The sequence below is a fragment of the Streptomyces sp. NPDC088923 genome (assembly GCF_044749745.1).
GTDB lineage: Bacteria > Actinomycetota > Actinomycetes > Streptomycetales > Streptomycetaceae > Streptomyces.
In genome coordinates, this window is the sequence record NZ_JBIVIO010000002.1 from 439,357 (window position 1) to 465,488 (window position 26,132).

24 protein-coding genes and 2 tRNA genes are annotated in these 26,132 nt (G+C 72.4%); 17 read left to right on the forward strand and 9 right to left on the reverse strand.

Translation table 11 applies throughout. The features are described 5' to 3' along the window. Positions 1-29 precede the first annotated feature (29 nt). Together ACIP4O_RS13170 and ACIP4O_RS13175 are read left to right on the forward strand one after the other, a co-directional pair. Complete coding sequence (locus ACIP4O_RS13170) at positions 30-710, forward strand: AIM24 family protein (RefSeq protein WP_361333884.1); 681 nt, start codon at positions 30-32, stop codon at positions 708-710. Positions 711-724: 14 nt separating this feature from the next. After that, a complete protein-coding gene (locus tag ACIP4O_RS13175; RefSeq protein WP_361333830.1) occupies positions 725-1,459 on the forward strand; it encodes an AIM24 family protein in 735 nt (244 codons plus the stop codon). A gap of 184 nt (positions 1,460-1,643) precedes the next feature. Here ACIP4O_RS13175 and ACIP4O_RS13180 read toward each other — a convergent pair whose 3' ends face one another. Together ACIP4O_RS13180 and ACIP4O_RS13185 are read right to left on the reverse strand one after the other, a co-directional pair. Next, positions 1,644-2,174: an NUDIX hydrolase gene (locus tag ACIP4O_RS13180; protein ID WP_401574580.1), complete on the reverse strand. Its 531-nt coding sequence runs from the start codon at positions 2,172-2,174 to the stop codon at positions 1,644-1,646. Further along, the gene (locus tag ACIP4O_RS13185; protein ID WP_401574582.1) at positions 2,171-3,706 is read right to left on the reverse strand and encodes a zinc-dependent metalloprotease; all 1,536 of its coding nucleotides are present in this window, start codon (positions 3,704-3,706) and stop codon (positions 2,171-2,173) included. Before ACIP4O_RS13185 ends, ACIP4O_RS13180 begins: the two co-directional genes overlap by 4 nt. A gap of 212 nt (positions 3,707-3,918) precedes the next feature. Between ACIP4O_RS13185 and ACIP4O_RS13190 the strand changes: the two genes are divergently transcribed. The 4 genes from ACIP4O_RS13190 to ACIP4O_RS13205 all read left to right on the forward strand — a co-directional run bounded on the left by ACIP4O_RS13190 (position 3,919) and on the right by ACIP4O_RS13205 (position 7,087). Continuing rightward, on the forward strand, positions 3,919-5,028 hold the full coding sequence (locus tag ACIP4O_RS13190) for an SDR family oxidoreductase (RefSeq protein WP_361333821.1): 1,110 nt from the start codon (positions 3,919-3,921) through the stop codon (positions 5,026-5,028). 87 nt (positions 5,029-5,115) lie between these two features. Next, positions 5,116-5,547, forward strand: coding sequence for a molybdenum cofactor biosynthesis protein MoaE (locus tag ACIP4O_RS13195; RefSeq protein WP_401574583.1), 432 nt, complete (start codon positions 5,116-5,118; stop codon positions 5,545-5,547). A 115-nt stretch (positions 5,548-5,662) separates the two neighbouring features. Next, positions 5,663-5,911, forward strand: a complete 249-nt coding sequence (locus tag ACIP4O_RS13200; protein ID WP_401574584.1) for a hypothetical protein — start codon at positions 5,663-5,665, stop codon at positions 5,909-5,911. A gap of 78 nt (positions 5,912-5,989) precedes the next feature. Further along, positions 5,990-7,087: a PDZ domain-containing protein gene (locus ACIP4O_RS13205; protein ID WP_401574586.1), complete on the forward strand. Its 1,098-nt coding sequence runs from the start codon at positions 5,990-5,992 to the stop codon at positions 7,085-7,087. Between the two features lie 80 nt (positions 7,088-7,167). Here the strand turns inward: ACIP4O_RS13205 and ACIP4O_RS13210 are convergent, their stop codons facing one another. After that, positions 7,168-7,725, reverse strand: a complete 558-nt coding sequence (locus ACIP4O_RS13210; RefSeq protein ID WP_361333810.1) for a PPA1309 family protein — start codon at positions 7,723-7,725, stop codon at positions 7,168-7,170. 226 nt (positions 7,726-7,951) lie between these two features. On the opposite strand from ACIP4O_RS13210, the gene ACIP4O_RS13215 reads away from it, so the two are divergent. The 4 genes from ACIP4O_RS13215 (at position 7,952) to ACIP4O_RS13230 (ending at position 13,840) form a co-directional block, all read left to right on the forward strand. Then, entirely contained in the window at positions 7,952-10,873 is a 2,922-nt protein-coding gene (locus ACIP4O_RS13215; RefSeq protein WP_401574942.1) for a UPF0182 family protein, read from the forward strand. Between the two features lie 71 nt (positions 10,874-10,944). Then, positions 10,945-11,018: transfer RNA gene (locus ACIP4O_RS13220), tRNA-Met, on the forward strand. A gap of 378 nt (positions 11,019-11,396) precedes the next feature. Then, on the forward strand, positions 11,397-13,568 hold the full coding sequence (locus ACIP4O_RS13225) for a tetratricopeptide repeat protein (RefSeq protein ID WP_401574587.1): 2,172 nt from the start codon (positions 11,397-11,399) through the stop codon (positions 13,566-13,568). 195 nt (positions 13,569-13,763) lie between these two features. After that, a tRNA-Met gene (locus ACIP4O_RS13230) sits at positions 13,764-13,840 on the forward strand. A gap of 93 nt (positions 13,841-13,933) precedes the next feature. On the opposite strand, the gene ACIP4O_RS13235 is transcribed toward ACIP4O_RS13230, so the two are convergent. Further along, positions 13,934-14,350 carry a Fur family transcriptional regulator gene (locus ACIP4O_RS13235; RefSeq protein ID WP_361333807.1) on the reverse strand — a complete coding sequence of 139 codons (417 nt, stop codon included), beginning with the start codon at positions 14,348-14,350 and terminating at the stop codon, positions 13,934-13,936. A 116-nt stretch (positions 14,351-14,466) separates the two neighbouring features. Here ACIP4O_RS13235 and ACIP4O_RS13240 point away from each other — a divergent pair, with 116 nt between their 5' ends. Next, positions 14,467-15,936 carry a catalase gene (locus ACIP4O_RS13240; protein WP_401574588.1) on the forward strand — a complete coding sequence of 490 codons (1,470 nt, stop codon included), beginning with the start codon at positions 14,467-14,469 and terminating at the stop codon, positions 15,934-15,936. A 441-nt stretch (positions 15,937-16,377) separates the two neighbouring features. Here ACIP4O_RS13240 and hisN read toward each other — a convergent pair whose 3' ends face one another. The 5 genes from hisN to ACIP4O_RS13265 all read right to left on the reverse strand — a co-directional run bounded on the left by hisN (position 16,378) and on the right by ACIP4O_RS13265 (position 21,020). After that, positions 16,378-17,196: a histidinol-phosphatase gene (hisN, locus tag ACIP4O_RS13245; protein WP_164287921.1), complete on the reverse strand. Its 819-nt coding sequence runs from the start codon at positions 17,194-17,196 to the stop codon at positions 16,378-16,380. A 66-nt stretch (positions 17,197-17,262) separates the two neighbouring features. After that, on the reverse strand, positions 17,263-17,586 hold the full coding sequence (locus ACIP4O_RS13250) for a multidrug efflux SMR transporter (RefSeq protein ID WP_007822261.1): 324 nt from the start codon (positions 17,584-17,586) through the stop codon (positions 17,263-17,265). A gap of 177 nt (positions 17,587-17,763) precedes the next feature. Continuing rightward, positions 17,764-18,774 (reverse strand): ribosome small subunit-dependent GTPase A, encoded by a 1,011-nt coding sequence (rsgA, locus tag ACIP4O_RS13255; RefSeq protein ID WP_361333798.1) that lies wholly within the window; start codon positions 18,772-18,774, stop codon positions 17,764-17,766. A 13-nt stretch (positions 18,775-18,787) separates the two neighbouring features. Further along, positions 18,788-20,119 carry a 3-phosphoshikimate 1-carboxyvinyltransferase gene (gene aroA / locus ACIP4O_RS13260; RefSeq protein WP_401574589.1) on the reverse strand — a complete coding sequence of 444 codons (1,332 nt, stop codon included), beginning with the start codon at positions 20,117-20,119 and terminating at the stop codon, positions 18,788-18,790. A gap of 187 nt (positions 20,120-20,306) precedes the next feature. Continuing rightward, complete coding sequence (locus ACIP4O_RS13265; RefSeq protein WP_401574590.1) at positions 20,307-21,020, reverse strand: M50 family metallopeptidase; 714 nt, start codon at positions 21,018-21,020, stop codon at positions 20,307-20,309. 48 nt (positions 21,021-21,068) lie between these two features. On the opposite strand from ACIP4O_RS13265, the gene ACIP4O_RS13270 reads away from it, so the two are divergent. From ACIP4O_RS13270 to def, 6 genes are all read left to right on the forward strand, one after another. Beyond that, positions 21,069-21,881 carry an SOS response-associated peptidase gene (locus tag ACIP4O_RS13270; RefSeq protein WP_401574592.1) on the forward strand — a complete coding sequence of 271 codons (813 nt, stop codon included), beginning with the start codon at positions 21,069-21,071 and terminating at the stop codon, positions 21,879-21,881. Positions 21,882-21,982: 101 nt separating this feature from the next. Continuing rightward, positions 21,983-22,621 carry an alpha/beta family hydrolase gene (locus tag ACIP4O_RS13275; protein WP_401574593.1) on the forward strand — a complete coding sequence of 213 codons (639 nt, stop codon included), beginning with the start codon at positions 21,983-21,985 and terminating at the stop codon, positions 22,619-22,621. 270 nt (positions 22,622-22,891) lie between these two features. Next, on the forward strand, positions 22,892-23,554 hold the full coding sequence (locus tag ACIP4O_RS13280; protein ID WP_029397040.1) for a sigma-70 family RNA polymerase sigma factor: 663 nt from the start codon (positions 22,892-22,894) through the stop codon (positions 23,552-23,554). After that, positions 23,551-23,871: a mycothiol system anti-sigma-R factor gene (rsrA, locus tag ACIP4O_RS13285; protein WP_361333781.1), complete on the forward strand. Its 321-nt coding sequence runs from the start codon at positions 23,551-23,553 to the stop codon at positions 23,869-23,871. Before ACIP4O_RS13280 ends, rsrA begins: the two co-directional genes overlap by 4 nt. Before the next feature lie 328 nt (positions 23,872-24,199). Beyond that, positions 24,200-25,180 carry a tetratricopeptide repeat protein gene (locus ACIP4O_RS13290; RefSeq protein WP_401574594.1) on the forward strand — a complete coding sequence of 327 codons (981 nt, stop codon included), beginning with the start codon at positions 24,200-24,202 and terminating at the stop codon, positions 25,178-25,180. 113 nt (positions 25,181-25,293) lie between these two features. Continuing rightward, positions 25,294-25,926: a peptide deformylase gene (def, locus tag ACIP4O_RS13295; RefSeq protein ID WP_010271834.1), complete on the forward strand. Its 633-nt coding sequence runs from the start codon at positions 25,294-25,296 to the stop codon at positions 25,924-25,926. The last annotated feature ends 206 nt before the right edge of the window (positions 25,927-26,132 follow it).

Genomic DNA, 26,132 nt, shown 5'->3' on the forward strand with positions numbered 1-26,132 from the left:
CCACGAGAGACGAGACAGGCAAGCGCATGATGCAGCAGCACCTCGCGGGCTTCGCCGCGACCCCCGTGCAGGCCCGGATGGACACGCACGGCCACCACATCGCCAAGATCGCCATGAGCAACGGCCGGGACCTCTACGCCCGCTCCGGCTCGATGATCGCCTACGAGGGCTTCATCCAGTACGAGTCCAACCCGCCCACCGTCCGTCAGCTCGCCGGGGGCTGGCTCACCGGCGAGGGCGCGCCGCTCATGAAGTGCAGCGGTGACGGACTCCTCTACCTCGCCGACTACGGCGCGGACGTCGTCGTCCTGAACCTCGGCGGCGAGAGCATCTCCGTCAACGGCACCAACATCCTCGCCTTCGACGCGCACCTCCAGTGGGGCGTCGAACGCGTCAAGGGTCTCGCCAAGTTCGCCGGCCAGGGCATGTTCAACGTCACGGTCGGCGGAGACGGCTGGATCGCGCTCACCTCGCGCGGCACGCCGATCGTCGTGGATTGCGGGCGCGGCGACGACGAGACGTACGTCGACCCCGACGCGCTCGTCGCCTGGTCCCCGAACCTCAAGGTCAAGGGCAAGCGCAGCTTCAAGGCGGGATCGATGATCGGCCGCGGCAGCGGCGAGGCGTACCAGATGGCCTTCTCGGGGCAGGGGATCGTCGTCGTCCAGCCCAGCGAGGACAGCACCGACCGGCTCCGTATCCGGGGCTGAGGGGGGACACCGACATGCAGAGCCCGCTCTTCGCACACACCGAACAGCAGACCCAGGAGCGCTGGACGCTCCAGAACCCGCAACTGCTGCGCATCGCCCTCACCGGGCACGAGGACGTCCTCGCCCGCAAGGGCGCGATGGTCGCCTACCAGGGACTCATGGAGTTCGACGGCGAGTACCAGAGCGCGGGGCAGCGCCGCTCCCGCCGCATGACGGGCGAGGGCCTCGACCTCATGCGCTGTACGGGCCAGGGCACCGTGTTCCTCGCGAACCTCGGCCAGTACCTGCACCTCCTCGACGTCGACCACGAGGGCCTCACCGTCGACAGCGCCTACGTCCTAGCCCTCGACTCCGCGCTGCACACCGAGGTCATCGCCGTCGACAGCCAGTACGGCATCTCGGGCTCCGGGAAGTACCAGCTCAACCTCACGGGCAACGGCAAGGTCGCCCTCATGACCTCCGGTACGCCGCTGCTCCTCGAAGTCACCGGGCAGAACTACGTCAACGTCGACTCCGACGCCGTCGTCGCCTGGAGTACGTCCCTGCGGGTCCAGATGCAGTCCCAGACGCAGTCCAGCGGCGTCTTCCGCCGCCGCGGCAACACGGGCGAGGGCTGGGAGCTGAGCTTCCTCGGCCAGGGCCACGTCCTCGTCCAGCCCAGCGAGATGCTCCCCCCGCAGAACGCCCACCTCGCGGGCGTCCGCGGCCACTACGGCGTCGGCCAGAACCAGGGCAACGCCTGGGAGTGACGACCCGGGTCCGGGAACCGGAGACGGTACGGGTCCGCGCTGGCGCACGGCGGTACGGGTACGGGCGCGACGGTACGGGTACGAGGCGGCGCCCCGCGCGAGGCGCCGCCCCACCCCCGTAAGCCCGTCCCGCCCCCGTACCCGCCGAGAGCCCGTCCCGCCCCCGTACCGCCGAAGGCCCCGCTCAGCCCCCCAGCGCCTCCCGTGCCGCTGCCACGAGCAGCGCCACCGAGGCGTCGCCGATCTCCGCCGCCTCCGCGTAGCCGAACCAGCGCAGGTCGAGGGACTCGTCGCTGATCCGGGCCGCGGCGGCGGCCGGGGCGAGGGCCACGTACTGCACGTCGAAGTGCTGCGTGCACGGGCCCGGGATGGGGTGCCGGTCGAGGCGCACCGGGCCGCCGGGGTGCAGATCGAGCGCCTCGATGCCCGACTCCTCGCGGGCCTCGCGCAGCGCCGCCTCCGCGAGCGTGACGTCGCCCGGCTCGCAGTGGCCGCCCATCTGGAGCCACAGCCGCAGCTTGCGGTGGAGCGTGAGCAGCACCTCGCCGCGCTCCGGGCACACCACGAGCGCGCTCGCCGTGACGTGCCCGGCCCCGCACGACTTCCACATGCCGTCCTGCGGGTGCGCGTCGAGGTGCGCCAGGTACGCGTCCCGCAGCTCCGGCTGCCCCTCGTAGCGCTTCAGGACGCCGTACGCGTCCCCGTACAGGCTCACGCGCCGGAACCCCGCTCCCCGTCGTCCCCCGAGTCGCCGGAACCGCCGGAGCCGTCAGCGTCGTCGGAGGCGTCCTCCGGGGCGTCCTTCATCCCCGGGTCCGCGTCCGTAGCCTCCGGCCGCTCCTTCTTCTCCAGGTCAGGGCCCTTGCCCGAGGCCGCCTCGCCGAGCATCTTGTCCAGCTCGGAGAAGTCCAGCTGCTCGCGGTGGACGAAACCGTCCGGGTCGTCCAGGTCCTGCGCGGTCGGCAGCATGTCCGGGTGCGCCCACAGGCCGTCCCTGCCGTCCACGCCGCGCGCGTCGGCGAGCGAGGCCCACAGCCGCGAGGCGTCCCGCAGCCTGCGCGGACGCAGCTCCAGACCGATCAGCGTCGCGAAGGTCTGCTCCGCCGGACCGCCCGAGGCGCGCCGCCTGCGCAGCGTCTCGCGCAGCGCGTCCGCCGAGCCCAGGCGCGGCTTCGCCGCCGCGTGCACGACCGCGTCGACCCAGCCCTCGACGAGCGCGAGCGCCGTCTCCAGACGCGCCAGCGCCGCCTTCTGCTCCGGCGTGTCCTGCGGCTGGAACATGCCGGACTGGAGCGCCTCCTGCAACTGCTCCGGGTTCGACGGGTCGAGATTGCCGACCGCGTCCTCCAGCTTCGAGGTGTCCACCGTGATGCCGCGGGCGTAGCCCTCGACCGCGCCGAACAGGTGCGAGCGCAGCCACGGCACGTGCGCGAAGAGCCGCTGGTGGGCGGCCTCGCGCAGTGCCAGGTAGAGCCGCACCTCGTCCTTCGGCACCCCGAGGTCCTTGCCGAAGACCTCGATGTTGAGCGGCAGCAGCGCCGCCTTGCCCGCCGGGCCGAGCGGCAGCCCGATGTCCGTCGAGCCCACGACCTCGCCCGCGAGTTGCCCCACGGCCTGCCCGATCTGCGTGCCGAACATGGCCCCGCCCATCGAGCGCATCACCCCGAGCAGCGGGCCCGCCATGGCCTGCATCTCCTCGGGCAGCACCTGGCCCATCGCCGTCCCGACCCGCTCGGCGACCGGGTCCACGAGGTCCTTCCACACCGGCAGGGTCGCCTCGACCCACTCGGCGCGGCTCCACGCCACGGCCGAGCCCGCGCCGCTCGGCAGCGAGGTCGCGTCGTCGAGCCACAGATCGGCGAGCCGCACCGCCTCCTCGACGGCCGCGCGCTCCGCCGGGCCCACGCTCCGGTCCTTCGTGCCGTCGGACGTGCCCTGCGAGACCGTCTGGCGGGCGATCTGCTTGGCCATGTCCCAGTTCACCGGGCCGCCGTCGAAGCTCAGCATCTGCCCGAGCTGCTGGAAGGCGGCGCCCAGGTCGTTCGACCCCATGGAGCCGAAGAGCGCGCCGAACGGGTTGTCCCCGCCCGCGCCCCCCGGCAGGCCGAAACCGAACGGGTTGCCCGGGGTCTGCCCGGCACCGGAACCCGAGCCCTGGGACCCGCCGGTGCTGTCCTTCTTCTTGCCTTCGTCGCCGTCGTCCGGCTCCTCCGGCGGAAGGCCGAATCCGAATGGGTTGTCACTCACGGGTTTCCTCGGCTGTTAGGGCCACCGGCACGAGTCCGGCGGCGGCTGCCCTGGGCGGTGAGCGCATGACGCCCACGTACCACCCAGCGTAGACACCGGGACCGGCTCGGGGCTCGGTGCTCCGCCGACGCGCTGCCTGCGGCAGGATGGACGCCACCTGGTACGTACGCGTCATGCCCGTACGTACGACAGACAACCGCTGGAGACGCCTGGTGAGTTCCCCAGATCCGCAGGTTCGCGCAGCGCGAAACCCGACCGGGTCCGCCGCGCGCGGTCCCGTCGTCGCCGTGACCGGCGCCGCGCACGGCATCGGAGCCCTCCTCGTCGAGCGCCTGACCGCCTCCGACGCCATCGGCCGGGTCCTCGCGATCGACGAGAAGCGCGGCGACAACCCCGAGGCCACCTGGCACACCCTCGACGTCCGCGACCCCGCCCTCGCCGAGAAACTGCGCGGCGCCGACGTCGTCGTGCACCTCGCCGTCGATCTCGACCTGGAGACGGAGCCCGCCGCGCGCACCGCCTACAACGTGCGCGGCACCCAGACCGTCCTGACCTCGGCGGCCGCCGCCGGCGTCCACCGCGTCGTGCTCTGCACCTCCGCGATGGTCTACGGGGCGCTCCCCGACAACCCGCTGCCGCTCGCCGAGGACGCCGAGCTGAAGGCGACCGCCGAGGCCACCGGCGTCGGCGACCTCCTGGAGATCGAGCGCCTCGCCCGCCGCGCCCCGCGCGCCCACCCCGGCCTCAACGTCACCGTGCTGCGCCCCGCCGTCCTCGTCGGCGGCACCGACACGGCCCTGACCCGTTACTTCGAGTCCCCGCGCCTCCTCGTCGTCGCCGGCTCCCGCCCGGCCTGGCAGTTCTGCCACGTCGAGGACCTGGTCAGCGCCCTGGAGTACGCGGTCCTGGAGAAGGCCGAGGGAGAGCTGGCGGTCGGCTGCGACGGCTGGCTCGAACAGGAGGAGGTCGAGGAGCTGAGCGGCATCCGCCGCATGGAACTCCCCTCCGCCGTCGCCCTCGGCGCCGCCGCGCGCCTGCACCGCATCGGCCTCACCCCCTCCCCGGCCGGCGACCTCGCCTACACGATGAACCCGTGGGTCGTCAGCGGCAGCCGCCTCCACGACGCGGGCTGGCGCCCCGCGTGGAGCAACGAGGAGGTCCTGGCGGAGCTGCTGGAAGAGGTCGCGGGACGTCGTACGGTCGCCGGGCGGCGCCTGGGCCGCAAGGACGCCACTGCCGCGGGCGCCGCGGGGGCGACGGTCGCGCTGCTCGGTACGGCGGCGCTCGTCCGCAGGGCGCGGAAAGCCCGCAGGCGGCTGTGACCTCGCGGGGCTCCGCCCCGGACCCCGCTCCTCAATCGCCGGAGGGGCTGGGTGTGGTGCGATCCCCGGAGGCGGCACCATGAGGACATGACCGACACCGATCCGATCAAACTCCTCGCCATCCGTGACACCCCGCTCTCCGTCGACGAGGTCTTCGCCGCCGTCGGTGACGACGCCGCCGGAGGCACCGCGCTCTTCGTCGGTACGGTGCGCGACCACGACGGGGGCGAGGACGTCGCCTCGCTCAGCTACTCCAGCCACCCGAGCGCGGAGATGGAACTGCGGCGTGTCGCGGAGAAGGTCGCGGCCGACTTCCCGGTACGGGCCCTCGCCGCGACGCACCGCGTCGGCGATCTCGTGATCGGGGACCTCGCCGTCGTCGTCGCCGTCTCCTGCCCGCACCGAGGCGAGGCCTTCGCCGCCTGCCGCCGCCTCATCGACGACCTCAAGCACGAGGTGCCCATCTGGAAGCACCAGCGCTTCACGGACGGCCGCGAGGAATGGGTCGGAGCCTGCTGAGACCACCCGCCCCCTCCGGTTGCGTAACCGCACCCCGCCAGCGAGCGTTGCACTGGCAGCTGGTTAATCTGCTGATCAGCCAGTAGGTGACACAGTCGGGGAGTCGGAGGTCGGCATGGCTGCACTCGCGTGGTTGCTGATTCCGCTTGTGGCCGCCGTCGGCGCGGGCCTGTGGGCCATGTGGGCCAACCGGACCCGCAGGACGGGCGACGGCCCCGAGCTGGCCGGGTACGAGAAGTTCCGCGCCGCGATGGAGAAGCAGGGCACGGAGCGCGCCGCCAGGGAAGAGCCCGCCGAAGCCGCCTGGACCCCGCCGCTCTCGGCCGGGCGCGCGGCCAGGGAAGAGCCCGCCGAAAGCGCCTGAGCCCCGCCGCTCTCACCCGTTCGCCGGGCCCGGAGGGCCCGGGCGTGCGGACACAGGCCCGTCCCGTACTGTCGTGCCATGCCGCGCCGTACCGTGACCCTCCTCACCTCGACACTCGTCCTCGTCGCACTCCTGTGCGCGGGCGTGCTGATCCCGGTCCCGTACGCGGAGATGTCGCCGGGCCCCACCGTCAACACGCTCGCCGACCACGGCGGCGAGCCGGTGCTCCAGGTCTCGGGCCGCAAGACGTACGAGGCGAGCGGCCACCTGAACATGACCACGGTGCGCGTCACGAGCCCCGACTACCGGATGAACCTCCCCGAGGCGGTCTGGGGCTGGCTCTCGGGCGACTCGATCATCGTCCCGCACGACAACCTCTACCCCAAGGGCACGACCGAGGAGCAGTCGACGCAGGAGAACGCCGAGGAGTTCTCCCAGTCGCAGGAGAACGCCAAGGTCGCGGCGCTCAGGGAACTCGACATCCCCGTCTCCTCGCGCATCGTCGTCGCCGCCGTCACCAAGGACAGCCCCGCCGAGGGCAGGCTGCACGCGGGCGACGTCATCGAGAGCGTCGACGGGACGAAGGTCGAGGAGGCCGACGACGTCGCCGAGGCGGTGACGAAGCACGAGGTCGGCGAGAAGGTCCGCTTCTCCGTGATCCCCGCCGCGAAGGCCGCGGCAGCTGAGAAACGCCACGAGCGGCCGACGGGCGCCCACGACGTCACCGTCACGACCGCCCGCTCGGGCAAGGACCAGGGCCCCAGCCGCCCCATCGTCGGCATCCAGGCCGGAGTCGACCACACCTTCCCGTTCTCCATCGACATCAAGCTCGCCGACGTCGGCGGCCCCAGCGCCGGCCTCATGTTCGCCCTCGGCCTCGTCGACAAGCTCACCCCGGGCGACCTCACGGGCGGCAAGTTCGTCGCCGGTACCGGCACGATCGACGACGACGGGAAGGTCGGCGCGATCGGCGGCATCGGCATGAAGACGGTCGGCGCGCGCCGCGCCGGAGCCCAGTACTTCCTCACCCCCGCCGACAACTGCGCCGCGGCGAGCGAGGACACCCCCGACGGGCTCACCCTCGTCAAGGTCCGCACGATCGACGACGCCGTGAAGGCCCTCGACAAGATCCGCGCGGGCAAGCCCGACGGCCTCCCCTCCTGCGCGAAGAGCTGAGCGGGCGCGAAGAAAGGGGGGCGGACCCGTCGCGGGTCCGCCCCCCTTGAGTTCGCCCCCGCACGCCCCCTCGCTCGTGGCTACGCCGCGAACGTCGCCTCCAGCGCCTGCGCGAGACCCGGCACCAGGTCCGCGCCCGTCAGGACGTCGAGCTCGGAGTCCTTCTCGCGCAGCCGCAGCGCCGACTCGCGGTCCCCGTCGCGCAGCACCGCGACGGTCATCCGGACCTCCTGCCGCTCCGGGTGCTTCGCGACCCACGCCGCGAGCGCGGCCTCGTCGAGGTCCTCGGGGACGCTCGCCTCGGCGGACGGCGGCAGCATGAGGCGCTCGATGGTGAGCGCGCAGCCGGCGACCGCGTCCGGCCAGCCGATCGTGGCGAGGAACTCGTCGAGCGGGACGTCCGCGGGGACCTCCTCCTGCTCGACCGGGGTCAGCGTGCCGGCCGCGGCGCCCTCGTCGAGACCGAGCCGCTCGGCGAGTTCCGGTTCCTCGGCGCGCAGCCGGCCCGTGTCGACGAGGGCGAAGAGCCGGGCCGGCTGGTCCCAGCCGAGACCGGCCGCGTAGGTATCGATCTCCAGTACGGCACGGGTGAGGGGGGTCGCTGCGGGCGGGGGGCTGGCGGGGGAATCTTTGGACATGGGCAATATCCTGCCCTCTTCGGGGGCCAGGACGGGAACTGAGTAAAGCTTCGTTAAGTTGCATGGGTGTGGGACTTGCCGCACGGGCCCCATGAAACGGGCGAATCGGGCCCAACCGGGCAACCGGTCGGGGTCGTGACGCCCCGCCGTTTCCGCGCGGCAGCCCCACCGACACCGACCGACCACCACCACAGCGAACTTCGAGGTGCGCACCTTGGCTTTCCAGATGCCGGACCGCGGCGGAGGCCCGACGGGGCCACGGATCAGAGTGGGCCGCCCCTCCCGGCGGGTCCGCACCCTGCTCATGACGCTCGGCGTCCTGGCCGTGCTGGCCATGGCCTTCGTCATGTTCGCGGGCTTCTGGACGGACTGGCTCTGGTACCGCTCCCTCCACTTCTCCTCGGTCTTCACCACGACCCTCAAGACGAAGGTCGGCCTCTTCGTCGTCTTCGGGCTGCTCATGGCCGCCGCCGTCGGCGTCAACATCTGGCTGGCGCACCGGCTGCGGCCCCCGCTCAGCGCGATGTCGATGGAGCAGCAGAACCTCGACCGCTACCGGATGGGCATCGCCCCGTACAAGAAGTGGCTGCTCCTCGGCATCACCGCCCTCGTCGGCCTCGTCTCCGGGGCGTCCGCGGCAGGCCAGTGGCGCACCTGGCTCATGTGGGTCAACGGGCAGTCGTTCCACCAGAAGGACCCCCAGTTCCACCTGGACGTCTCCTTCTACGCCTTCGACCTGCCCTGGTACCGCTTCCTGCTCGGCTTCGGCTTCGCCGCCGTCGTCCTCTCGGTCATCGCGGCGCTCCTGACCCACTACCTCTACGGCGGGGTACGGGTCACGAGCCCCGGCCAGCGCGTCACCAAGGCGTTCACCGGGCACCTCTCCGTCCTGCTCGGCGTCTTCGTCTCGCTCAAGGCCGTCGCCTACTGGCTCGACCGCTACGGACTCGCCGTGAAGTCCAGCGACTTCAAGGCCACCGACAACTGGACGGGCCTGCGGTACGTCGACGCCAACGCCTACCTCCCGGCGAAGACGATCCTCTTCTGCATCGCGATCATCTGCGCGCTGCTGTTCTTCGCGACGCTGTGGCGCCGCACCTGGCAGCTCCCGGTGATCGGCTTCGGCCTCATGGTGCTCTCCGCGATCCTCATCGGCGGCCTCTACCCGGCGGTCGTGCAGAAGTTCACGGTCCAGCCCAACGAGCAGGCCAAGGAAGCCCCGTACGTCCAGAAGAACCTGACCGCCACCAAGAAGGCGTACGGGATCGACGACGCCAAGGTCAGCGAGTACCCGGGCAAGAGCGAGACCGACGACAAGTCCAAGCTGCGCGCCGACGCCGACCAGGCGGCGAGCTACCGGATCATGGACCCCAACGTCGTCTCGCCCACCTTCCAGCAGCGCCAGCAGATGAAGGACTACTACGCCTTCCCCTCGAACCTGGACGTGGACCGGTACAAGGACAAGGACGGCAACGACCAGGACACCGTCATCGGGCTGCGTGAGCTGAACCTCAACGGCATCCCGAAGCGGAACTGGATCAACGACCACTTCCGCTACACCCACGGCTACGGCGCCGTCGCGGCCAAGGGGGACGACGCCGAATCCGGCGGCCTGCCCGTCTTCACCGAGTCCGACCTCCCCTCCAAGGGCGAGCTGGGCACCTACGAGCAGCGCATCTACTACGGCGAGAAGACGACCCAGTACTCGATCGTCGGCGGCCCGCAGAAGGAGCTCGACTACTCCGACGACGACGGCGAGAAGTCCACCCGGTACACGGGCAAGAGCGGCGTGAGCCTCTCCAACCCGCTCAACCGGGCCGCGTACGCGGTGGCCTTCGGCGAGCCGCAGATCCTCTACTCGGGCGCCATCGGGGACGGCTCGCGCGTCCTCTACAACCGCACCCCGAAGGACCGCGTCGAGGCCGTCGCGCCCTGGCTCACGATCGACGGCGACGCCTACCCGGCCGTCGTCAAGGGCCGTATCCAGTGGATCGTCGACGCGTACACGACGACGAACGGCTACCCGTACGCCTCGCGCACCACGCTCGGCGACACGACGGCCGACTCGCTCACCGCCGCGAACAACCAGCGCGCGGTGGTCGCCCAGCAGAACCAGGTCAACTACATCCGCAACTCGGTGAAGGCGACCGTCGACGCGTACACCGGCGAGGTCAAGCTCTACCAGTGGGACACCGAGGACCCCGTCCTCAAGACCTGGATGAAGGCGTTCCCGCACACCGTCGAGCCCCGTTCGGCGATCTCCTCGGAGCTCATGGAGCACCTGCGCTACCCGCAGGACCTCTTCAAGGTCCAGCGTGAACTGCTCACCCGCTACCACGTGAGCAGCGCGCAGACCTTCCTCAGCGGCTCCGAGGTCTGGCAGGTCCCGGACGACCCGACGAACAAGTCGGGCAACTCCATCCCGCCGTACTACCTGAGCATGAAGGTGCCCGGCGAGGACGCGCAGGCGTTCTCGCTCACCACGACCTTCACCCCGACCAGGCGCGACAACCTCAGCGCCTTCCTGTCGGTGAACGCCGAGGCCGGCACCAAGGACTACGGCAGACTCACCCTGCTGAAAATGCCCACGGCCAGTACGACCGACGGGCCCAAACAGGTGCAGAGCAAGTTCAACTCGAACGAGGCCATCGCCGAGAAGATCAGACTTCTGCGGGGTGGTGACTCGGAAGTCGAGTACGGCAACCTGCTCACCGTGCCGCTCGACGGCGAGTTCCTCTACGTCGAACCGGTCTACGTGCGCGGCAGCGGCCTGAAGTACCCGCTGCTCAAGCGCGTCCTCGTCACCTACGCCGGGAAGACGGCCTTCGAGGAGACCCTCGACAAGGCGCTCAACGTCGTCTTCGGCGCCGAGTCCGAGACACCGCCGGGCGACGAGGACCAGGGGCAGAAACAGGAGCCGCCCGCCAAGGGCGACAAGACCCTGCAAGGCGCCCTCGACGACGCCGAGAAGTCCTTCGAGGACGGGCAGCAGGCCCTCAAGGACGGCGACTGGAAGGCGTACGGCGAGGCGCAGGACCGCCTCCAGGACGCCCTGGAGCGCGCGGCGAAGGCGCAGGACGCGGCGTCGAAGCCGTCCTCCGACTCCAAGTCGCCCCCGAAGAAGGAAGGTTCGGGCTCCAGCACCTGAGGCGGTACCCGCCCCCGGTCCTCGGGGGCGGGCCGGCCCCGTTCCGCGTGATAGCGTGGTGAACACAACGACGCGGGGTGGAGCAGCTCGGTAGCTCGCTGGGCTCATAACCCAGAGGTCGCAGGTTCAAATCCTGTCCCCGCTACGAAGGAGGAGGCCCGGGTCCCGAAAGGGGTCCGGGCCTTCTTTGCTGTGCGGGCACACCACCGCGACCGCCCCCGGGGGCGCGTACCGGAGCCTGTCAGTCCTCTCTGCTTGAGTACGACTACTCATCCGCACGGCGGTCCGCCGCGCGAGGCTGGGACCACCTGGGACCCGCCCCGTGTGTCGGCTGTACGGACGGACCGAGATCGGAGAGCCTCCGCATGTGAAGAGTGAAGCTTACGGGGGTAGTTGGGTGTTCCGAGTTTGACGTGCCCTCATGTGGGCATGTCGATAAAACGTTGTAGAGACCTCGATTAGCTGTAGAGACCTCAAGGGGACCCGGATATACCAGGTGTACGGGCTCGCGGGTGGTGCGACGATGGACGTTGTGGGGGACAGGGCGACGTGGTGGGAATCGGGACGGTTCATGCCCTCCGGTACGCCGTGGGCCGAAGAGGCCGAGAGCGGTACGGCGCTGATCCCGCCCCCCGGCATCGCCCAGCCGCGACCGGGCGCGGCCCCGGCCGTGCCCCGGCCGGTGACGGCGGGCACCGACACGCTGTTCGCCTCGACCGCCCCCGCTGAGCCCGCCGAGGACTTCACCGGCACCGCCGACCTGGCGGACGACCCCGCCCCCGGCCCCCTCGCCGGTCCCGACCCCTTCGCCGGCCGCGTCCCGGCGCCCGAGACCCTCGCGCCCGACCTCACGGACGCCGAGGCGGAGGCGCGCCGCAGGGCCGCGGCGGCGGCCGGGGACACCGCGGCGATGAGCGAGCTGGGCGCCCAGTTCCTGCGCGCCGGAGCCCTGGAGGAGGCCGAGCCCTACCTGCGCTCCGCCACCTCCGCGGGCGACCGCGCCGCCGCCAACAACCTCGGCGTCCTGCTCCACCAGCGCGGCTATAAGGAAGAGGCCGCCGGCTGGTGGCGCGTCGCCGCCGTCGCCGGCTCCGCCGCCGCCGCGCACTCGCTCGGCCGCCACCACCGCGAGCGCGGCGACGAACCCGCCGCCGAGTACTGGCTGCGCCAGTCCGCCGAACAGGGCCACGTGCACGGCGCCTTCGCCCTCGCCGACCTCCTGGAGCACCGCGGCGAGGCGGGCGCCGAGCGCTGGCTGCGCCGCGCCGCCGAGCACGGGCACCGCGAAGCCTCCTACCGCCTCGCCAGAACCCTGGAGCGCCGTGCCCGCGAGACCGCGCGCCGCGCCAGAGGCCCCGTCCTGCCAGGGCCGCGCCGCCCCCAGCCCAGCCGCCCCAAGGGCGCGGCCCCGGTCCCCGGCCCCCGCACCCCGGCGGCCGGCGAGAACCAGGGCAAGGAGCAGGGCAAGGCGCGCGCCGAGGAGCTGACCCGCGAGGCCGAGCAGTGGTACCGCCAGGCCGCCGCGCGCGGCCACCGGGGCGCGGCGCTCCAGCTCGGCGCCCTCCTGGAGCGGCGCGGCAAGCTCAAGGAGGCGGGCCGCTGGTACCTCAGCTCCGCCCGCGAGGGCGAGACGCGCGCCGCCTGCGCCCTCGGCTTCCTGCTCCGTGACGCGGGCGACGAGGAGAACGCCGCCGTGTGGTGGCTCAAGGCCGCCCACGACGGCGACGGCAACGCCGCGAACGCCCTCGGCGCCCTCCACGCCGAGCGCGGCGAGCACCAGACGGCCGAGCGCTGGTACCGCGCGGCCATGGACGCGGGTGACCACAACGGCGCCTACAACCTCGCCCTGCTCTGCGCCGCACAGGGCCGCACCGCGCAGGCCGAGCAGTGGTACCGCCGCGCCGCCTACGCGGGCCACCGCGAGGCGTCCAACGCGCTCGCCGTCCTGCTCCTGCAGGCCGGGGACGCCGCCGGCGCCGAGCCCTGGTTCTCCAAGGCCGCCGAGACCGGCAGCGTCGACGCCGCCTTCAACCTCGGCATCCTGCACGCGGGACGCGGCGACGAGGACGGCGCGCTGCGCTGGTACGAGCGCGCCGCCTCCGCCGGGCACGCCGAGGCGGCCCTCCAGGTCGGCATGGCCCTCCTGCGCGAGGGAGACGAGCGCTCCGCCGAGCGGCACCTGCGCTGCGCGGCGGGCGGCGGCAGTGCCGAGGGCGCGTACCGCCTCGCGGCGCTCCTCGACGCCCGCCGTCCGCCGCAGGGCCCGCCCCGGCTCGGTGAGAGCAGCGTCGCCGCGCGCGACGAGTCCGCGGCCTGGTACGAGCGCGCCGCCGAGCAGGGCCACCGGCGCGCCCAGGTACGGGCCGGGATGCTCGCCGCCGAGCGCGGCGAGGTCGAGACGGCGGCCCGCTGGTACCGCGCGGCCGCCGAGGCGGGCAGCCGCAACGGGGCCTTCAACCTCGGCCTGCTGCTCGCCCGCGAGGGCGGGGAGCCGGAGGCGGCCCTGTGGTGGCGCCGAGCCGCCGAGGCCGGGCACGGGCGCGCGGCGCTGCGGCTCGGGCTGTTCTTCGCGCGGCGGGGGGAGCTGGAGGAGAGCCAGCACTGGTGCGATGCCGCTGTGGCCGCGGGGCCGGGGGAGGTGGCCGAGCGGGCGGGCCGGTTGCGGGAGGCGCTGCGGGAGGAACTGAGCGCGTGAGGCCGGCGGCGCGAGCGGGACGGCCTGGCGAGCCGCTTGTCCTCAACCGCCGGACGGGCTCGATCCGATGGTCGGCTCGATGGGGTGCGCCCGCTCGGTTTGGTGGGCGGGCTTGGGCCTGATGGGGCCCGGCGGGGCGGGCGGGATACCGATTTGCTTCCGGGTGGGGGCGCCCCGTAGAGTCGGGTTCACCGACGCGGGGTGGAGCAGCTCGGTAGCTCGCTGGGCTCATAACCCAGAGGTCGCAGGTTCAAATCCTGTCCCCGCTACCAAGGCCGAATGGGCCGGAGATCATTGATCTCCGGCCCATCGGTGTTTTCCGGCGCGGGGCGCGACCGTTCCCGGGCGCGCTCGCGCGGTTGCCTTCAGGCGCTCGCGCAGTCGGGGCACAGGCCGCGATAGGTGATCTCCACGTCCGAGACCGTGTAGCCGAAGCGCTCGTCGGCGGGAAGGTCCTTCAGCGGGTCGCCCGCCGGGCGGACGTCGCGGACGGCCCCGCAGTTCGCGCAGACCAGGTGCTGGTGCGGGTGGTGCGCGTTGGGGTCGTAGCGCTTGGCGCGGTGGTCGGTCGCGACCTCGATGACCTCACCGAGCGAGACCATCTCGCCGAGCGTGTTGTAGACGGTGGCACGCGAGATCTCGGGGAGGCGCCGCGCGGCTCGCGCGTGCACCTCGTCGGCGGTCAGATGGACGTGGTCGCCGTCGAGCACCTCGGCGACCACGCGGCGCTGCGCCGTCATGCGCCAGCCGCGCCCACGAAGCCGTTCCAGAAGGTCACTCATAGGGCAAAGGGTAACAGGCGACCGGCCTGATTCCGAACGAGTGTCGCTTTGGAGGCGAGCTTGAGTTAGATGAAGTCCAATGTAGGATCGTTCTGCGGTTCATCCGAGCCGGAACGATGCGGGAGGCAGCAGTGACGCAGGGGCAGGGACCACTCACGACCGAGGCCGGGGCTCCGGTCGCCGACAACCAGAACAGCGAGAGCGCGGGTGTCGGCGGGCCTGTCCTCGTCCAGGACCAGTCGCTCCTGGAGAAGCTGGCCCACTTCAACCGCGAGCGCATCCCCGAGCGCGTCGTGCACGCCCGGGGCGCCGGCGCCTACGGGTCCTTCACCGTCACCGCCGACGTGAGCCGCTGGACGCGGGCCCGTTTCCTCTCCGAGGTCGGAAAGCGGACCGAGACCTTTCTGCGCTTCTCGACCGTCGCCGGCAACCTCGGCGCCCCGGACGCCGTGCGCGACCCGCGCGGCTTCGCGCTGAAGTTCTACACGGAGGACGGCAATTACGACCTCGTCGGGAACAACACCCCGGTCTTCTTCGTCCGGGACGCCATCAAGTTCCCCGACTTCATCCACACCCAGAAGCGCGACCCCTACACGGGCTCGCAGGAGCCGGACAACGTGTGGGACTTCTGGGGCCTGTCGCCCGAGTCCACGCACCAGGTGACCTGGCTCTTCGGCGATCGCGGCATCCCCGCCTCGTACCGTCACATGGACGGCTTCGGTTCGCACACGTACCAGTGGAACAACGCGGCCGGGGAGATCTTCTGGGTCAAGTACCACTTCAAGACCGACCAGGGCATCAAGACGCTGACCGTCGAGGAGGCGGCGAAGCTCGCGGGCGCGGACCCCGACTCGCACCAGCGCGACCTGCGGGAGGCGATCGAGCGCGGCGAGTACCCGAGCTGGACGGTGCAGGCGCAGATCATGCCCGCCGCCGACGCCGAGAACTACCGCTTCAACCCCTTCGACCTCACGAAGGTGTGGCCGCACGCCGACTACCCGCCGATCGAGATCGGGAAGCTGGAGCTCAACCGCAACCCGGAGAACATCTTCGCCGAGGTCGAGCAGTCGATCTTCAGCCCGGCGCACTTCGTGCCCGGCATCGGCCCCTCGCCGGACAAGATGCTCCAGGGCCGGCTCTTCGCCTACGGGGACGCGCACCGCTACCGCGTCGGCATCAACGCCGACCACCTCCCGGTCAACCGCCCGCACGCGGCCGAGGCGCGCACGTACAGCCGTGACGGTTTCCTCTACGACGGCCGCCACGGCGGTACGAAGAACTACGAGCCGAACAGCTTCGGCGGCCCCGCGCAGACCGGGCAGCCCCTGTGGCAGCCGACCGGGGTCGCGGGCGCGACGGGCCTGTACGAGACGCCCCGGCACGCGGAGGACGACGACTTCGTTCAGGCGGGGAACCTGTACCGGCTCATGCCCGAGGACGCCAAGGAGCGGCTGATCACCAACCTCGCCGACTCGATCGCGGGCGTCTCGCGGGACGACATCGCGCAGCGGGCGATCGAGAACTTCCGGCAGGCGGACGGGGACTTCGGGAAGCGGCTGGAGGAGGCGGTGCGGGGGAGGCGGTGAGGGTGGGGGTCGGGGGGAGGCGGGGGTGAGGGTGCGGAGGGGGTGAGGGCGGGGGCGGTCGGGTGGTCTTGAGCGTGCGGCGGCGCACACGTGACGGTGCTCAGCCCCCTCCCGCCCGGGGGGCGACCCCTATACAAGTCTCCCAAATCCCCACCCGCGCCCCCCGCCCTCCCACCACATCTGTGGATAACTCGCTGAAACCCGCACACCGTCTCACCCGTACGAGTGAGCCGTTGTGCGGGTTCGCCGCACTTGTCCACAGGCGCGACGCGGGTGAGTGAGCGCCCACTCACCTCGTGGAGGCGGCGTCCCCTACGTCGCGGGGGCTGCTGCCCCTTCACCCTGCGGAGGGCAGCCGCCCTCGCCCAGCAGAGGGCAGCCCCCTCACCCCGCGGAGGCGGCGTCCCGCCCGCCCTCTCCCGCGGAGTGCAACCGCCCCCCTCAGTACCGCTGGTTCAGATAGCTCAGCAGCTCGTCGTGCAGCACCCCGTTCGACGCCGCCGCGTTGCCGCTGTGCGGGCCCGGTCGGCCGTCGAGGCCGGTGAAGGTGCCGCCCGCCTCCGTGACCACGATCGCGTTCGCCGCCATGTCCCACAGCGACAGCTCCGGTTCGGCGCAGATGTCCACCGAGCCCTCGGCGACCATCATGTACGGCCAGAAGTCCCCGTAGCCGCGCGTGCGCCACACCGCCCGGCTCAGGTCGAGCAGCCCGTTCAGGCGGCCCTGCTCCTCCCAGCCGGTGAGCGAGGAGTACGCGAACGAGGCGTCCGCCATGCGCCGTACGCCCGAGACCCGCAGCCGGCTCGCCGAGGTGAGGCTGCGCCCGGTGAAGGCGCCGTGCCCGTACGCCGCCCACCAGCGGCGGTTCAAAGCCGGTGCCGAGACGACGCCGACCACCGGGTGCCACGTGCCCTGCTCGCCCTCGCGTCCGGGGAACAGCTCCATGAGCGAGATGAGGGTCGCCCAGACCGGCACCCCGCGCACGTAGTTCTTCGTCCCGTCGATCGGGTCGATGACCCAGCGGCGCGGGCCGGTGCCGCGCAGCCCGTACTCCTCGCCGAGGATCGCGTCGCGCGGCCTGGCCCGCTGGAGCTGGGAGCGGATCAGCTCCTCGGCCGCCTTGTCCGCCTCGGTCACGGGCGTCAGGTCGGGTTTCGTCTCGACCTTCAGATCCAGCGCCTTGAAGCGCTCCATCGTGGTGGCGTCGGCCGCGTCGGCCAGGACGTGAGCGAGGCGCAGATCATCGTGGTAGTCGGCCATGGCCGAACAGTATCCACGCGCCCGCCGCGTGATCCAGTCGCGGTCGACCGGCCGCGCGGCCCGCCCTCAGTGCGCCGAGCCCGAGAGCTGGAGGCCGATGACACCCGCGATGACGAGGCCGATCGAGACGATCTTGAGCACCGAGACGAGGTCGTCCATGAAGACCATGCCGTAGATCGCGGTGCCCGCCGCCCCGATGCCCGTCCAGACCGCGTACGCCGGGCCCACGTCGAGCTTCTTCAGCGAGAGCGTCAGCAGGCCGAAGCTGCCGAGCGCGAAGCTGGCGAAGGCGATGGTCGGCCACAGCCGGGTGAAGCCGTGGGAGAGCTTCAGGCAGATCGCGAAGCCCGTCTCCAGCAGCCCGGCCACGACGACCAGCAGCCACGCCATGTGGTCTCTCCTTCACGCTCGTACGGACCCGCCCGCGCACCGCCGCCGACAGCGACACCGCACCCGGACCTGCCCCGGTCCGCCCTGCGCGGACCCGCCCGAGCTTATGCCTTTGCCTTCCCTTGGGAGACGCAATCCCCCTTCCCCCGCGCAGGCCACGCCACACCTGGCGCCCGCTCAGTCCCCCTCGTGGCGCTCCCGCGTGGACAGCAGCCGCCGCAGCGAGGCGAGGCGCTCGGGCCCCGCGTGGCCCGCGGCGACCCAGGCGTCGAGCGCGCACTCCGGCTCGTCGTGCGAGCAGCCGCGCGGACACTCCTCCGTCCCCGGTACGAGATCGGGGAAGGCGAGCACGACACGCGAGGGATCGACGTGCGCGAGCCCGAAGGACCGCACGCCCGGCGTGTCGACGACCCAGCCGCCGGCCCCGTCGAGCGGCAGCGCGAGCGCCGACGTCGTCGTGTGCCTGCCGCGCCCGGTGACCGCGTTGACGTGCCCGGTGGTGCGGCGCTGATCCTCCGGCACCAGCGCGTTGACCAGCGTCGTCTTGCCGACGCCCGAGTGCCCGACGAACGCCGTGATCTTCCCGTCGAGCAGCTCCCGCACCCGCCCGGCCGCCTCGCCGTCGTACAGCTCCTCGCGGCTCGTCACGACGTACGGGACGCCGAGCGGCGTGTACGTCTCCAACAGCCGGTCGGGGGAGGCGAGATCGGACTTGGTGAGGACGAGCAGCGGGCTCAGGCCGCCGTCGTACGCCGCGACGAGGCAGCGGTCGATCATGCGGGGGCGCGGCTCGGGGTCGGCGAGCGCCGTGACGATCGCGAGCTGGTCGGCGTTGGCGACGACGACCCGCTCGTAGGGGTCGTCGTCGTCGGCCGTGCGGCGCAGCACCGAGCGGCGCTCCTCGATGCGGACGATCCGGGCGAGGGTGTCCTTCTCACCGGACAGGTCGCCGACGAGCGCGACGCGGTCGCCGACCACGGCGGCCTTGCGGCCCAGCTCACGGGCCTTCATCGCGACGATCCTGCGCCCCTCGACGAGGCACGTGAGCCGCCCCCGGTCGACGGTGAGGACCATGCCGGAGGAGGCGTCCTCGTGCTTGGGCCTGATGTGGGTACGGGGGCGGCTGCCCCGGCGCCCGGGGCGGACGCGGACGTCGTCCTCGTCGGGGTTCTTTCCGTAGCGGCGCATCGCTGAGGTCCCGTCAGTTCCCGAGCATCCCGGCCCACAGCTCCGGGAAGTCGGGCAGCGTCTTCGCCGTCGTCGCGACGTTCTCGATCTCCACCCCGGGCACAACGAGCCCCAGGACCGCCCCCGCCGTGGCCATGCGGTGGTCCTCGTACGTGTGGAAGACGCCGTCGCGCAGCGGGCGCGGGCGGATGTGGAGGCCGTCGGCGGTCTCGGTGACGTCGCCGCCGAGCTCGTTGATCTCCTTGGTGAGCGCGGCGAGCCGGTCCGTCTCGTGGAGGCGCAGGTGCGCGACGCCGCGCAGCGTCGAGGGGGAGTCGGCGAGCGCCGCGACGGCCGCGATGCCGGGGGTCAGCTCGCCGACCTCGCCGAGGTCGACGTCGATGCCGTGGACGCGGCCCGTGCCGGTGAGCGTGAGGCCCGCCTCGCTCAGCTCGCAGGTGCCGCCCATCTCGGTGAAGATCTCGCGCAGCCGGTCGCCCGGCTGCGTGGTGCGCGCCGGCCAGTCCGGGATCGTCACGGTGCCGCCCGTGACGAGCGCGGCGGCGAGGAAGGGCTGCGCGTTGGAGAGGTCGGGCTCGATCGTGAGATCGCGGCCGAGCAGCGCGCCCGGCGTCACCCGCCACACGTTCGGCTCGCCACCGGTCTCCGGCTCGTCGACCTGCGCGCCGACCGCGCGCAGCATGTCCACGGTCATCCGGATGTGGGGGAGCGAGGGCAGCGTCCGGCCCGTGTGCCGCAGCTCGACGCCCTGGTTGAAGGACGGCGCCGAGAGCAGCAGCGCGCTGATGAACTGCGAGGAGCTGGAGGCGTCCACCTCGACCTTGCCGCCGTCGAGCGCGCCGCTGCCGAAGACCGTGAGCGGCAGCGCGCCCCGGTCGCCGTCGTCGATACGGGCGCCGAGCGCGCGCAGCGCGTCGATCACGCCGTGCAGCGGGCGCTCGTACGAACGCGGGTCGCCGTCGAAGCGGATCGCGCCCTCGGCGAGCGTCGCGACGGGCGGCAGGAAGCGCATGACCGTGCCCGCGTTGCCGACGTCGACGGTCGCGGGGCCGCGCAGCCCGGCGGGGATGACGCGCCACGCCTCGCCCGCGCCGGTGACCCCGCAGGACTCCGAGGAGACCGTCTCCTCGATGCCGACGCCCATCGTGCGCAGCGCGCTCGCCATCAGGAGGGTGTCGCGCGAGCGCAGCGGGCGGCGCAGCCAGCCCGGCTCGGCGGCGAGCGCGGCGAGCACGAGCGCCCGGTTGGTGATCGATTTGGAGCCGGGCACCCGCACGGTCGCGCGAACGGGCCCCTCCGCGTGCGGCGCGGGCCAGAGGTCGGTCAGTGCAGGCGTCTCGGTCATGACCCTCACTCTAGTCGCTCAGGGTGATCCACGATCCTGTCCAAATGCGCCGAAACCAGTCCGAAACAGGGGTGTGGTAGGCGGGACGGGCGTGGCCCGAGGGGGCTGTTTCACCCGCACGAGGGGCCCGCGCACGCCGGTGGACACGCACCGGCGCGTACGACCCCGGGGACCTGCCGCGAGGGACTCACAGCCCGAGCAGCCACCGCCCGCCCGCGACGAGCGAGCCGAGCGAGACGGCGAAGAAGAGCAGCAGCCACAGCCCGGCGGGCACGTGCGTCAGCCGCGCGAGCTGGTCCGGGTCGGAGTCGTACGCGCCCTCGCGGCGCCGCTTGCCCCGGAGCTCGAAGACCGGGCGCACCCCGCCGAGCAGCAGGAACCACACCGCCGTATAAGCGAAGAAGGACTGCGCCTGCGGCCCGGTGAGCCAGGAGACGAGCACGAAGGCGGCGCCCGTGACGAGCACCGTGAATATCCCGTACGCGTTGCGGACCATGATCAGCAGGAGCAGGAGGAGCGCCGTCGCCGCCCACAGTAGGAGCGTGATGTGGTGCGCGGCGAGCAGCCAGGCGCCGCCGAGACCGAGGAGCGAGGGCGCGACGTATCCGGCCGCCGCGGTGAGGATCATGCCGGGTCCGGTCGGCTTGCCGCGGCTCACGGTGAGGCCGGAGGTGTCCGAATGCAGCCGGATGCCCTCCAGGCGCCGCCCGGTCAGGAGCGCGAGGAGGCCGTGCCCGCCCTCGTGCGCGATCGTCACGGCGTTCCGCGTCAGGTGCCACAGCGGGCGCGGCCCGACGAAGAGGAGGGCGAGCAGCAGCGCGACGAGGACGACCCAGCGCTCGGGGGACGGCTGGCTGCCGAAGACGCGGTGCCAGAGCCCGGGGATGTCGGTGGGGTGCATGGGGCGAAGGCTCCTCGGGTCGGGGGTGGACGTGGCAGGCTGAAGGTCATGTGTGGACGGTATGCGGCCTCTCGTGCCCCCGAGGATCTCGTCTCGCTCTTCGGCGTGGAGAAGTGGGAGCCGAGCGAGACCCTGGCCCCCGACTGGAACGTGGCCCCGACGAAGCTCGTCCCCGCGGTCCTCGAACGGCCGCTCAAGGGACAGGACGCGGGGGACGGGCGGCCGGTTCGCCAGCTCCGCCCGCTCAAGTGGGGCCTCGTGCCCTCCTGGTCCAAGTCACCCGAGGGCGCCGCGCGGATGATCAACGCGCGCGCCGAGACGGTCCACGAGAAGCCCTCCTACCGCCGCGCCTTCGCCGCCCGCCGCTGCCTGCTCCCCGCCGACGGCTACTACGAGTGGGTCACGGGCAAGGACGAGCGGCGCCTGGAGGAGGAGGGCCGCCGCAAACGCCCCCGCAAGCAGCCCTACTTCGTCACCCCGGCCGACGGCTCCGTCTTCGCGATGGCCGGGCTGTACGAGTTCTGGCGGGACCGCACGCTCCCCGACGACCACCCGCAGGCCTGGTGGGCCACGTGCACGGTCCTCACGACGGAGGCCGAGACGGCCCCGCTCGCCCTCGCCCCTGAGGAGGGCCCCCGTTCCCTCGCCGACATCCACCCGCGCATGCCCCTCATGCTCACCCCCGACCGCTGGGACGCCTGGCTCGACCCCGCGAACACGGCCCCCGAGCACCTCCTCACCCCACCCCCCGAGGGCCTGATGCGCGCCTACCCGGTCAGCACGGAGGTGAGCAACGTCCGCAACAACGGCCCCGAACTGGAGAAGGAACTGGCGGCCCCGGAGGAGGAGACGCTGTTCTGAGGCCACTTACCTCTCGCCCGCGCTGAACCAGCCGCCCGCACCAAATCACCAGCCCCTCCGGCGCTTGAGGAGCCGGGTGTGGGGCGGAGCCCCACGACACAATGCGCAACGTGACAACTGACCTGGTGGCCACCCCGCAGGGTCCGGCCCGCATCCATTGGCACCCCGCGGCGAAGCCGCGCACCGTTCTCGCCCTCGGCCACGGCGCCGGCGGCGGCGTCGAGGCCCGCGACCTCGCCGCCCTGGCGGCCTCGCTCCCGTCCCGCGGAGTGACGGTCGCCCTGGTCGAACAACCCTGGCGCGTGGCCGGCAAGAGGCTCGCCCCCGCCCCCCGCACCCTGGACGCCGCCTTCACCGCCCTGTGGCCCGCGCTCGCCGCCCCCGGCCTCCCCGTCGTCGCGGGCGGCCGCTCCGCCGGGGCCCGCGTCGCGTGCCGTACCGCCGGGGGCCTGGGCGCCGCCGCGGTGCTCGCCCTCTCCTTCCCCCTGCACCCGCCGGGGAAGCCGGAGAAGAGCCGCGCCGCCGAACTGCTCGGCACCGGGCTGCCCACGCTCGTCGTGCAGGGCGGCAACGACCCCTTCGGCAGGCCCGCCGAGTTCCCTCCCGGCCCCTACGACCTCGCCGAGGTTCCGTACGGGGACCACTCCTTCCACGTGCCGAGGAAGGCCCCGCTCGCTCAGGACGAGGCGGTGAGTCTGCTCACAGTGGCGGTAGGGGACTGGCTGCGCGCGCGGGGCTGAGCGGGGCGCGGGAATGCGCCGCGCCGCCCTGGTGTTGTGTCAGCCGTACCGGAACCTCCGGCGTACGAAAGGAAGAGGCCCCGCATGGGAGCGACGATCTGCCCCAGCCGCAGCGGCAACGGACTGGACTGGTCCGTTCTGCACGCGGCCCGCACCACCCGGAACGGCGGCGTGGCCGGAGTCGACCGGAAGGCCCCGGAGGCCACCGGTCGTCTATTCTCCGAGGCGGGCGCCCGCACCTTCGCGGACGCCGGCACGGTGTCGGAGGAGGTGGGTCGGGTCACTGGGACCGACGCGGGAGAGGACGAGGCGGGGACGCGTTCCGAGGAGAGCGCGGCCGAACGCAGCGCCCGCTTCGAGCGGGACGCCCTCACGTACCTCGACCAGATGTACTCGGCCGCGCTGCGCATGACGCGCAACCCGGCCGACGCCGAGGACCTGGTGCAGGAGACCTACGCGAAGGCGTACGGCTCCTTCCACCAGTTCCGTGAAGGCACCAATCTCAAGGCGTGGCTGTACCGGATTCTCACGAACACGTTCATCAACTCGTACCGCAAGAAGCAGCGCGAACCCCAGCGCAGCGCGGCCGAGGAGATCGAGGACTGGCAGCTCGCGCGTGCCGAGTCGCACATGTCCACGGGTCTGCGCTCCGCGGAGTCGCAGGCGCTGGACCATCTGCCGGACTCGGACGTCAAGTCCGCGCTCCAGGCGATCCCCGAGGAGTTCCGCATCGCGGTCTATCTCGCGGACGTCGAGGGCTTTGCCTACAAGGAGATCGCGGACATCATGGGGACACCCATCGGTACGGTGATGTCCCGGCTGCACCGCGGTCGCCGCCAGCTGCGCGGCATGCTGGAGGACTACGCCCGCGAGCGCGGGCTCGTCCCCGCGGGCGCGGGTGGGTCGGACGAGGCGAAAGGCTCGGGCTCATGAGCTGCGGAGAGCCGCACGAGACGGATTGCAGCGAGGTCCTCGACCACCTGTACGAGGTCCTGGACCATGAGCTGCCGGACGCCGAGTGCGTCAAGTACGAGGACCACTTCCAGGAGTGCAATCCCTGCCTGGAGAAGTACGGCCTGGAGCAGGCGGTGAAGAAGCTCGTCAAGCGCTGCTGCGGGCAGGACGACGTCCCCTCCGACCTGCGCGCCAAGGTGATGGGGCGGATCGAGCTGATCCGCTCCGGCCAGGCGGTGCCCGACGACGACATCTCGCTGCCAGGCGCGGTGGAGAGCGCCGTACGGGAGAGCTGAGCGCCCGCCCGCACGTGCCCGGAGGCCGCGTCCCGCAGGGGGCGCGGCCTCCGGCGTGCCCGCCTCATCACCGTACGTACCTTCCTTCACCCGTACGAGGGACACGGGCCCCCGTGCCCCGGCCCGGGGGCCAGGTCTGGATGCGTCCGGACGGGGTAACCCATGGGTAATGAGCGGGCGCCCGGAGGTCCGTGGTTGGATGCGAGAGCGGGAGCCGGGGCTGTGACGCGCCCGGCTCGCCCGGCGTCGGCGCGGCCACCAGGCGCGTGCGGCGGGACAGCGGGCCGCGGCCCCTCCATCGACGGCAGCGGGGATGCAGGCGGGAATCGTGAGGATCTTCGGCAAGGGACGGCACCGGCCCTCCGCCTCCTGGCGGCAGGCCACCGATCGCGCGTTCACCCTCATCGGCGACGGCAGGTACGAGGACGCGGGGGCGCTGCTCACGCGCGCCGCGGACCTGGAGCCGTGGCTCTCCGAGTCCTGGTTCAACCTCGCCCTGCTCCACAAGTTCCGCCACGACTGGGAGGCCGCGCGCACCACCGGACTGCGTGCCGTGGCCCTGCTCGACCGCTCGGCCGGGGCTCCCGACTGGTGGAACGTGGGCATCGCGGCGACCGCGCTCCAGGACTGGCCGCTCGCCCGGCGGGCCTGGCAGGCGTACGGGCTGCGGCTCCCCGACAGCACGGCGCCCGCCGAGCCGCCCACCGGGATGGCCCTCGGCAGCGCCGCCGTGCGCCTCTCGCCCGAGGGCGAGGCGGAGGTGGTGTGGGGCAGGCGCGTCGATCCCGCCCGCATCGAGGTCCTCTCCGTTCCGCTGCCGTCCTCCGGGCGGCGCTGGGGCGAGGTCGTCCTGCACGACGGGGTGCCGCACGGGGAGCGGATCACGCCCGAGGGACGGTCCTTCCCCGTCTTCGACGAGATCGAGCTGTGGGCGCCCTCGCCCGTGCCGACGTGGGTCGTGCTGCTCGACGCGGCCACCGAGGACGACCGCGACGCCCTGGAGAAGCTCGCCTCGGACGCGGGGTACGCGGCGGAGGACTGGACCTCGTCGGTGCGGCTGCTCTGCCGGAGCTGCTCCGAGAGCCGGATGGAGAGCGACGCGGGGGACGGGGAGCGGGCCGACCCGCACGACCACAGCGAGCCCGGCTCGCCGGGGCCGCTCGGGCACGCGACCGCCGGAGGGCGGTGGGTGACGGAGCGCGAGTGCGGGCTGGCCGCGCCGGCGGATCTGGTGCGGGGGATTCTTGATACGTGGGTGGCCGATCGGCCGGAGGCGAGGGGCTGGCGGGACCTGGAGGAGGTCTGCTGAGCCTCTGGCGGGCGGGCCTCGTGGGGCTCAGGTGGATTCGGGGTCCCTGTAGGGTGGATCGGCACATCCTGCTGGTCGGTTGGCCGGCTCCCTGAAAGGACACTCCGGAGAAGATGGCGCAGCAGACGACCGGCCTCCCCGTCGATGACGAGGGTTACGTGATCGACACGGCCGACACCGAGGAGCGGGAGAGCGCCTACCGGGAGCGCGGTGAGGCGCTGCCGATCACCGTCGTCGGGAATCCCGTGCTGCACAAGGAGTGCGCGGACGTCACCGAGTTCGGGCCCGAGCTGGCCAAGCTCGTGGACGACATGTTCGCGAGCCAGCGCGCGGCCGAGGGCGTGGGGCTCGCCGCCAACCAGGTCGGTGTGGGCCTCAAGGTCTTCGTCTACGACTGCCAGGACGACCAGGGCGTACGGCACGTCGGCGTCGTGTGCAACCCGAAGCTGCGCGACCTGCCCGCCGAACTGCGTACCCTCGACGACTCCAACGAGGGCTGCCTCTCCGTCCCCGGCGCCTACGCGGCGACCCCGAGGACCGAGTACGCCGAGGTCACCGGTCAGGACGAGCACGGCAATGCGATCAAGGTGCGCGGCACCGGGTACTTCGCGCGCTGCCTCCAGCACGAGACCGACCATCTCTACGGCTACCTCTACCTGGACCGCCTCTCCAAGCGGGACCGCAAGGACGCCCTGAAGCAGATGGCCGAGGGCACTCCGCGCTACGCCACCGTCCCCAACGACTGAGAGCCGCGGCCCGACGACCCAGCGCCGCACCTCTGCCCACGGCTGCGCTCCCTGCGCACCCGTGCGCCCGCGTGTGCGCCCGGCGGTTGCGCCAGGTGCGCGGCGCGACCCCAGGCGTCTCCCGTCGCCCGTCCGCCTCAGGACGGGCGGTGCGGCATATTCCAGCGCTATATGACGACCTTAGATGATCGGATTCCGGACAAAAA

Excerpts from the sequence above, each read along its gene's own strand:
- ACIP4O_RS13170 (WP_361333884.1), top strand. The coding sequence starts at position 30 with ATGCAGCAGCACCTCGCGGGCTTCGCCGCGACCCCCGTGCAGGCCCGG.
- ACIP4O_RS13175 (WP_361333830.1), top strand. The coding sequence starts at position 725 with ATGCAGAGCCCGCTCTTCGCACACACCGAACAGCAGACCCAGGAGCGC.
- ACIP4O_RS13195 (WP_401574583.1), top strand. The coding sequence starts at position 5,116 with ATGACCGACACCGATCCGATCAAACTCCTCGCCATCCGTGACACCCCG.
- ACIP4O_RS13200 (WP_401574584.1), top strand. The coding sequence starts at position 5,663 with ATGGCTGCACTCGCGTGGTTGCTGATTCCGCTTGTGGCCGCCGTCGGC.
- ACIP4O_RS13205 (WP_401574586.1), top strand. The coding sequence starts at position 5,990 with ATGCCGCGCCGTACCGTGACCCTCCTCACCTCGACACTCGTCCTCGTC.
- ACIP4O_RS13210 (WP_361333810.1), bottom strand. The coding sequence starts at position 7,725 with ATGTCCAAAGATTCCCCCGCCAGCCCCCCGCCCGCAGCGACCCCCCTC.
- ACIP4O_RS13215 (WP_401574942.1), top strand. The coding sequence starts at position 7,952 with ATGCCGGACCGCGGCGGAGGCCCGACGGGGCCACGGATCAGAGTGGGC.
- ACIP4O_RS13225 (WP_401574587.1), top strand. The coding sequence starts at position 11,397 with ATGGACGTTGTGGGGGACAGGGCGACGTGGTGGGAATCGGGACGGTTC.
- ACIP4O_RS13235 (WP_361333807.1), bottom strand. The coding sequence starts at position 14,350 with ATGAGTGACCTTCTGGAACGGCTTCGTGGGCGCGGCTGGCGCATGACG.
- ACIP4O_RS13240 (WP_401574588.1), top strand. The coding sequence starts at position 14,467 with ATGCGGGAGGCAGCAGTGACGCAGGGGCAGGGACCACTCACGACCGAG.
- hisN (WP_164287921.1), bottom strand. The coding sequence starts at position 17,196 with ATGGCCGACTACCACGATGATCTGCGCCTCGCTCACGTCCTGGCCGAC.
- ACIP4O_RS13250 (WP_007822261.1), bottom strand. The coding sequence starts at position 17,586 with ATGGCGTGGCTGCTGGTCGTCGTGGCCGGGCTGCTGGAGACGGGCTTC.
- rsgA (WP_361333798.1), bottom strand. The coding sequence starts at position 18,774 with ATGCGCCGCTACGGAAAGAACCCCGACGAGGACGACGTCCGCGTCCGC.
- aroA (WP_401574589.1), bottom strand. The coding sequence starts at position 20,119 with ATGACCGAGACGCCTGCACTGACCGACCTCTGGCCCGCGCCGCACGCG.
- ACIP4O_RS13265 (WP_401574590.1), bottom strand. The coding sequence starts at position 21,020 with ATGCACCCCACCGACATCCCCGGGCTCTGGCACCGCGTCTTCGGCAGC.
- ACIP4O_RS13270 (WP_401574592.1), top strand. The coding sequence starts at position 21,069 with ATGTGTGGACGGTATGCGGCCTCTCGTGCCCCCGAGGATCTCGTCTCG.
- ACIP4O_RS13275 (WP_401574593.1), top strand. The coding sequence starts at position 21,983 with ATGCGCAACGTGACAACTGACCTGGTGGCCACCCCGCAGGGTCCGGCC.
- rsrA (WP_361333781.1), top strand. The coding sequence starts at position 23,551 with ATGAGCTGCGGAGAGCCGCACGAGACGGATTGCAGCGAGGTCCTCGAC.
- def (WP_010271834.1), top strand. The coding sequence starts at position 25,294 with ATGGCGCAGCAGACGACCGGCCTCCCCGTCGATGACGAGGGTTACGTG.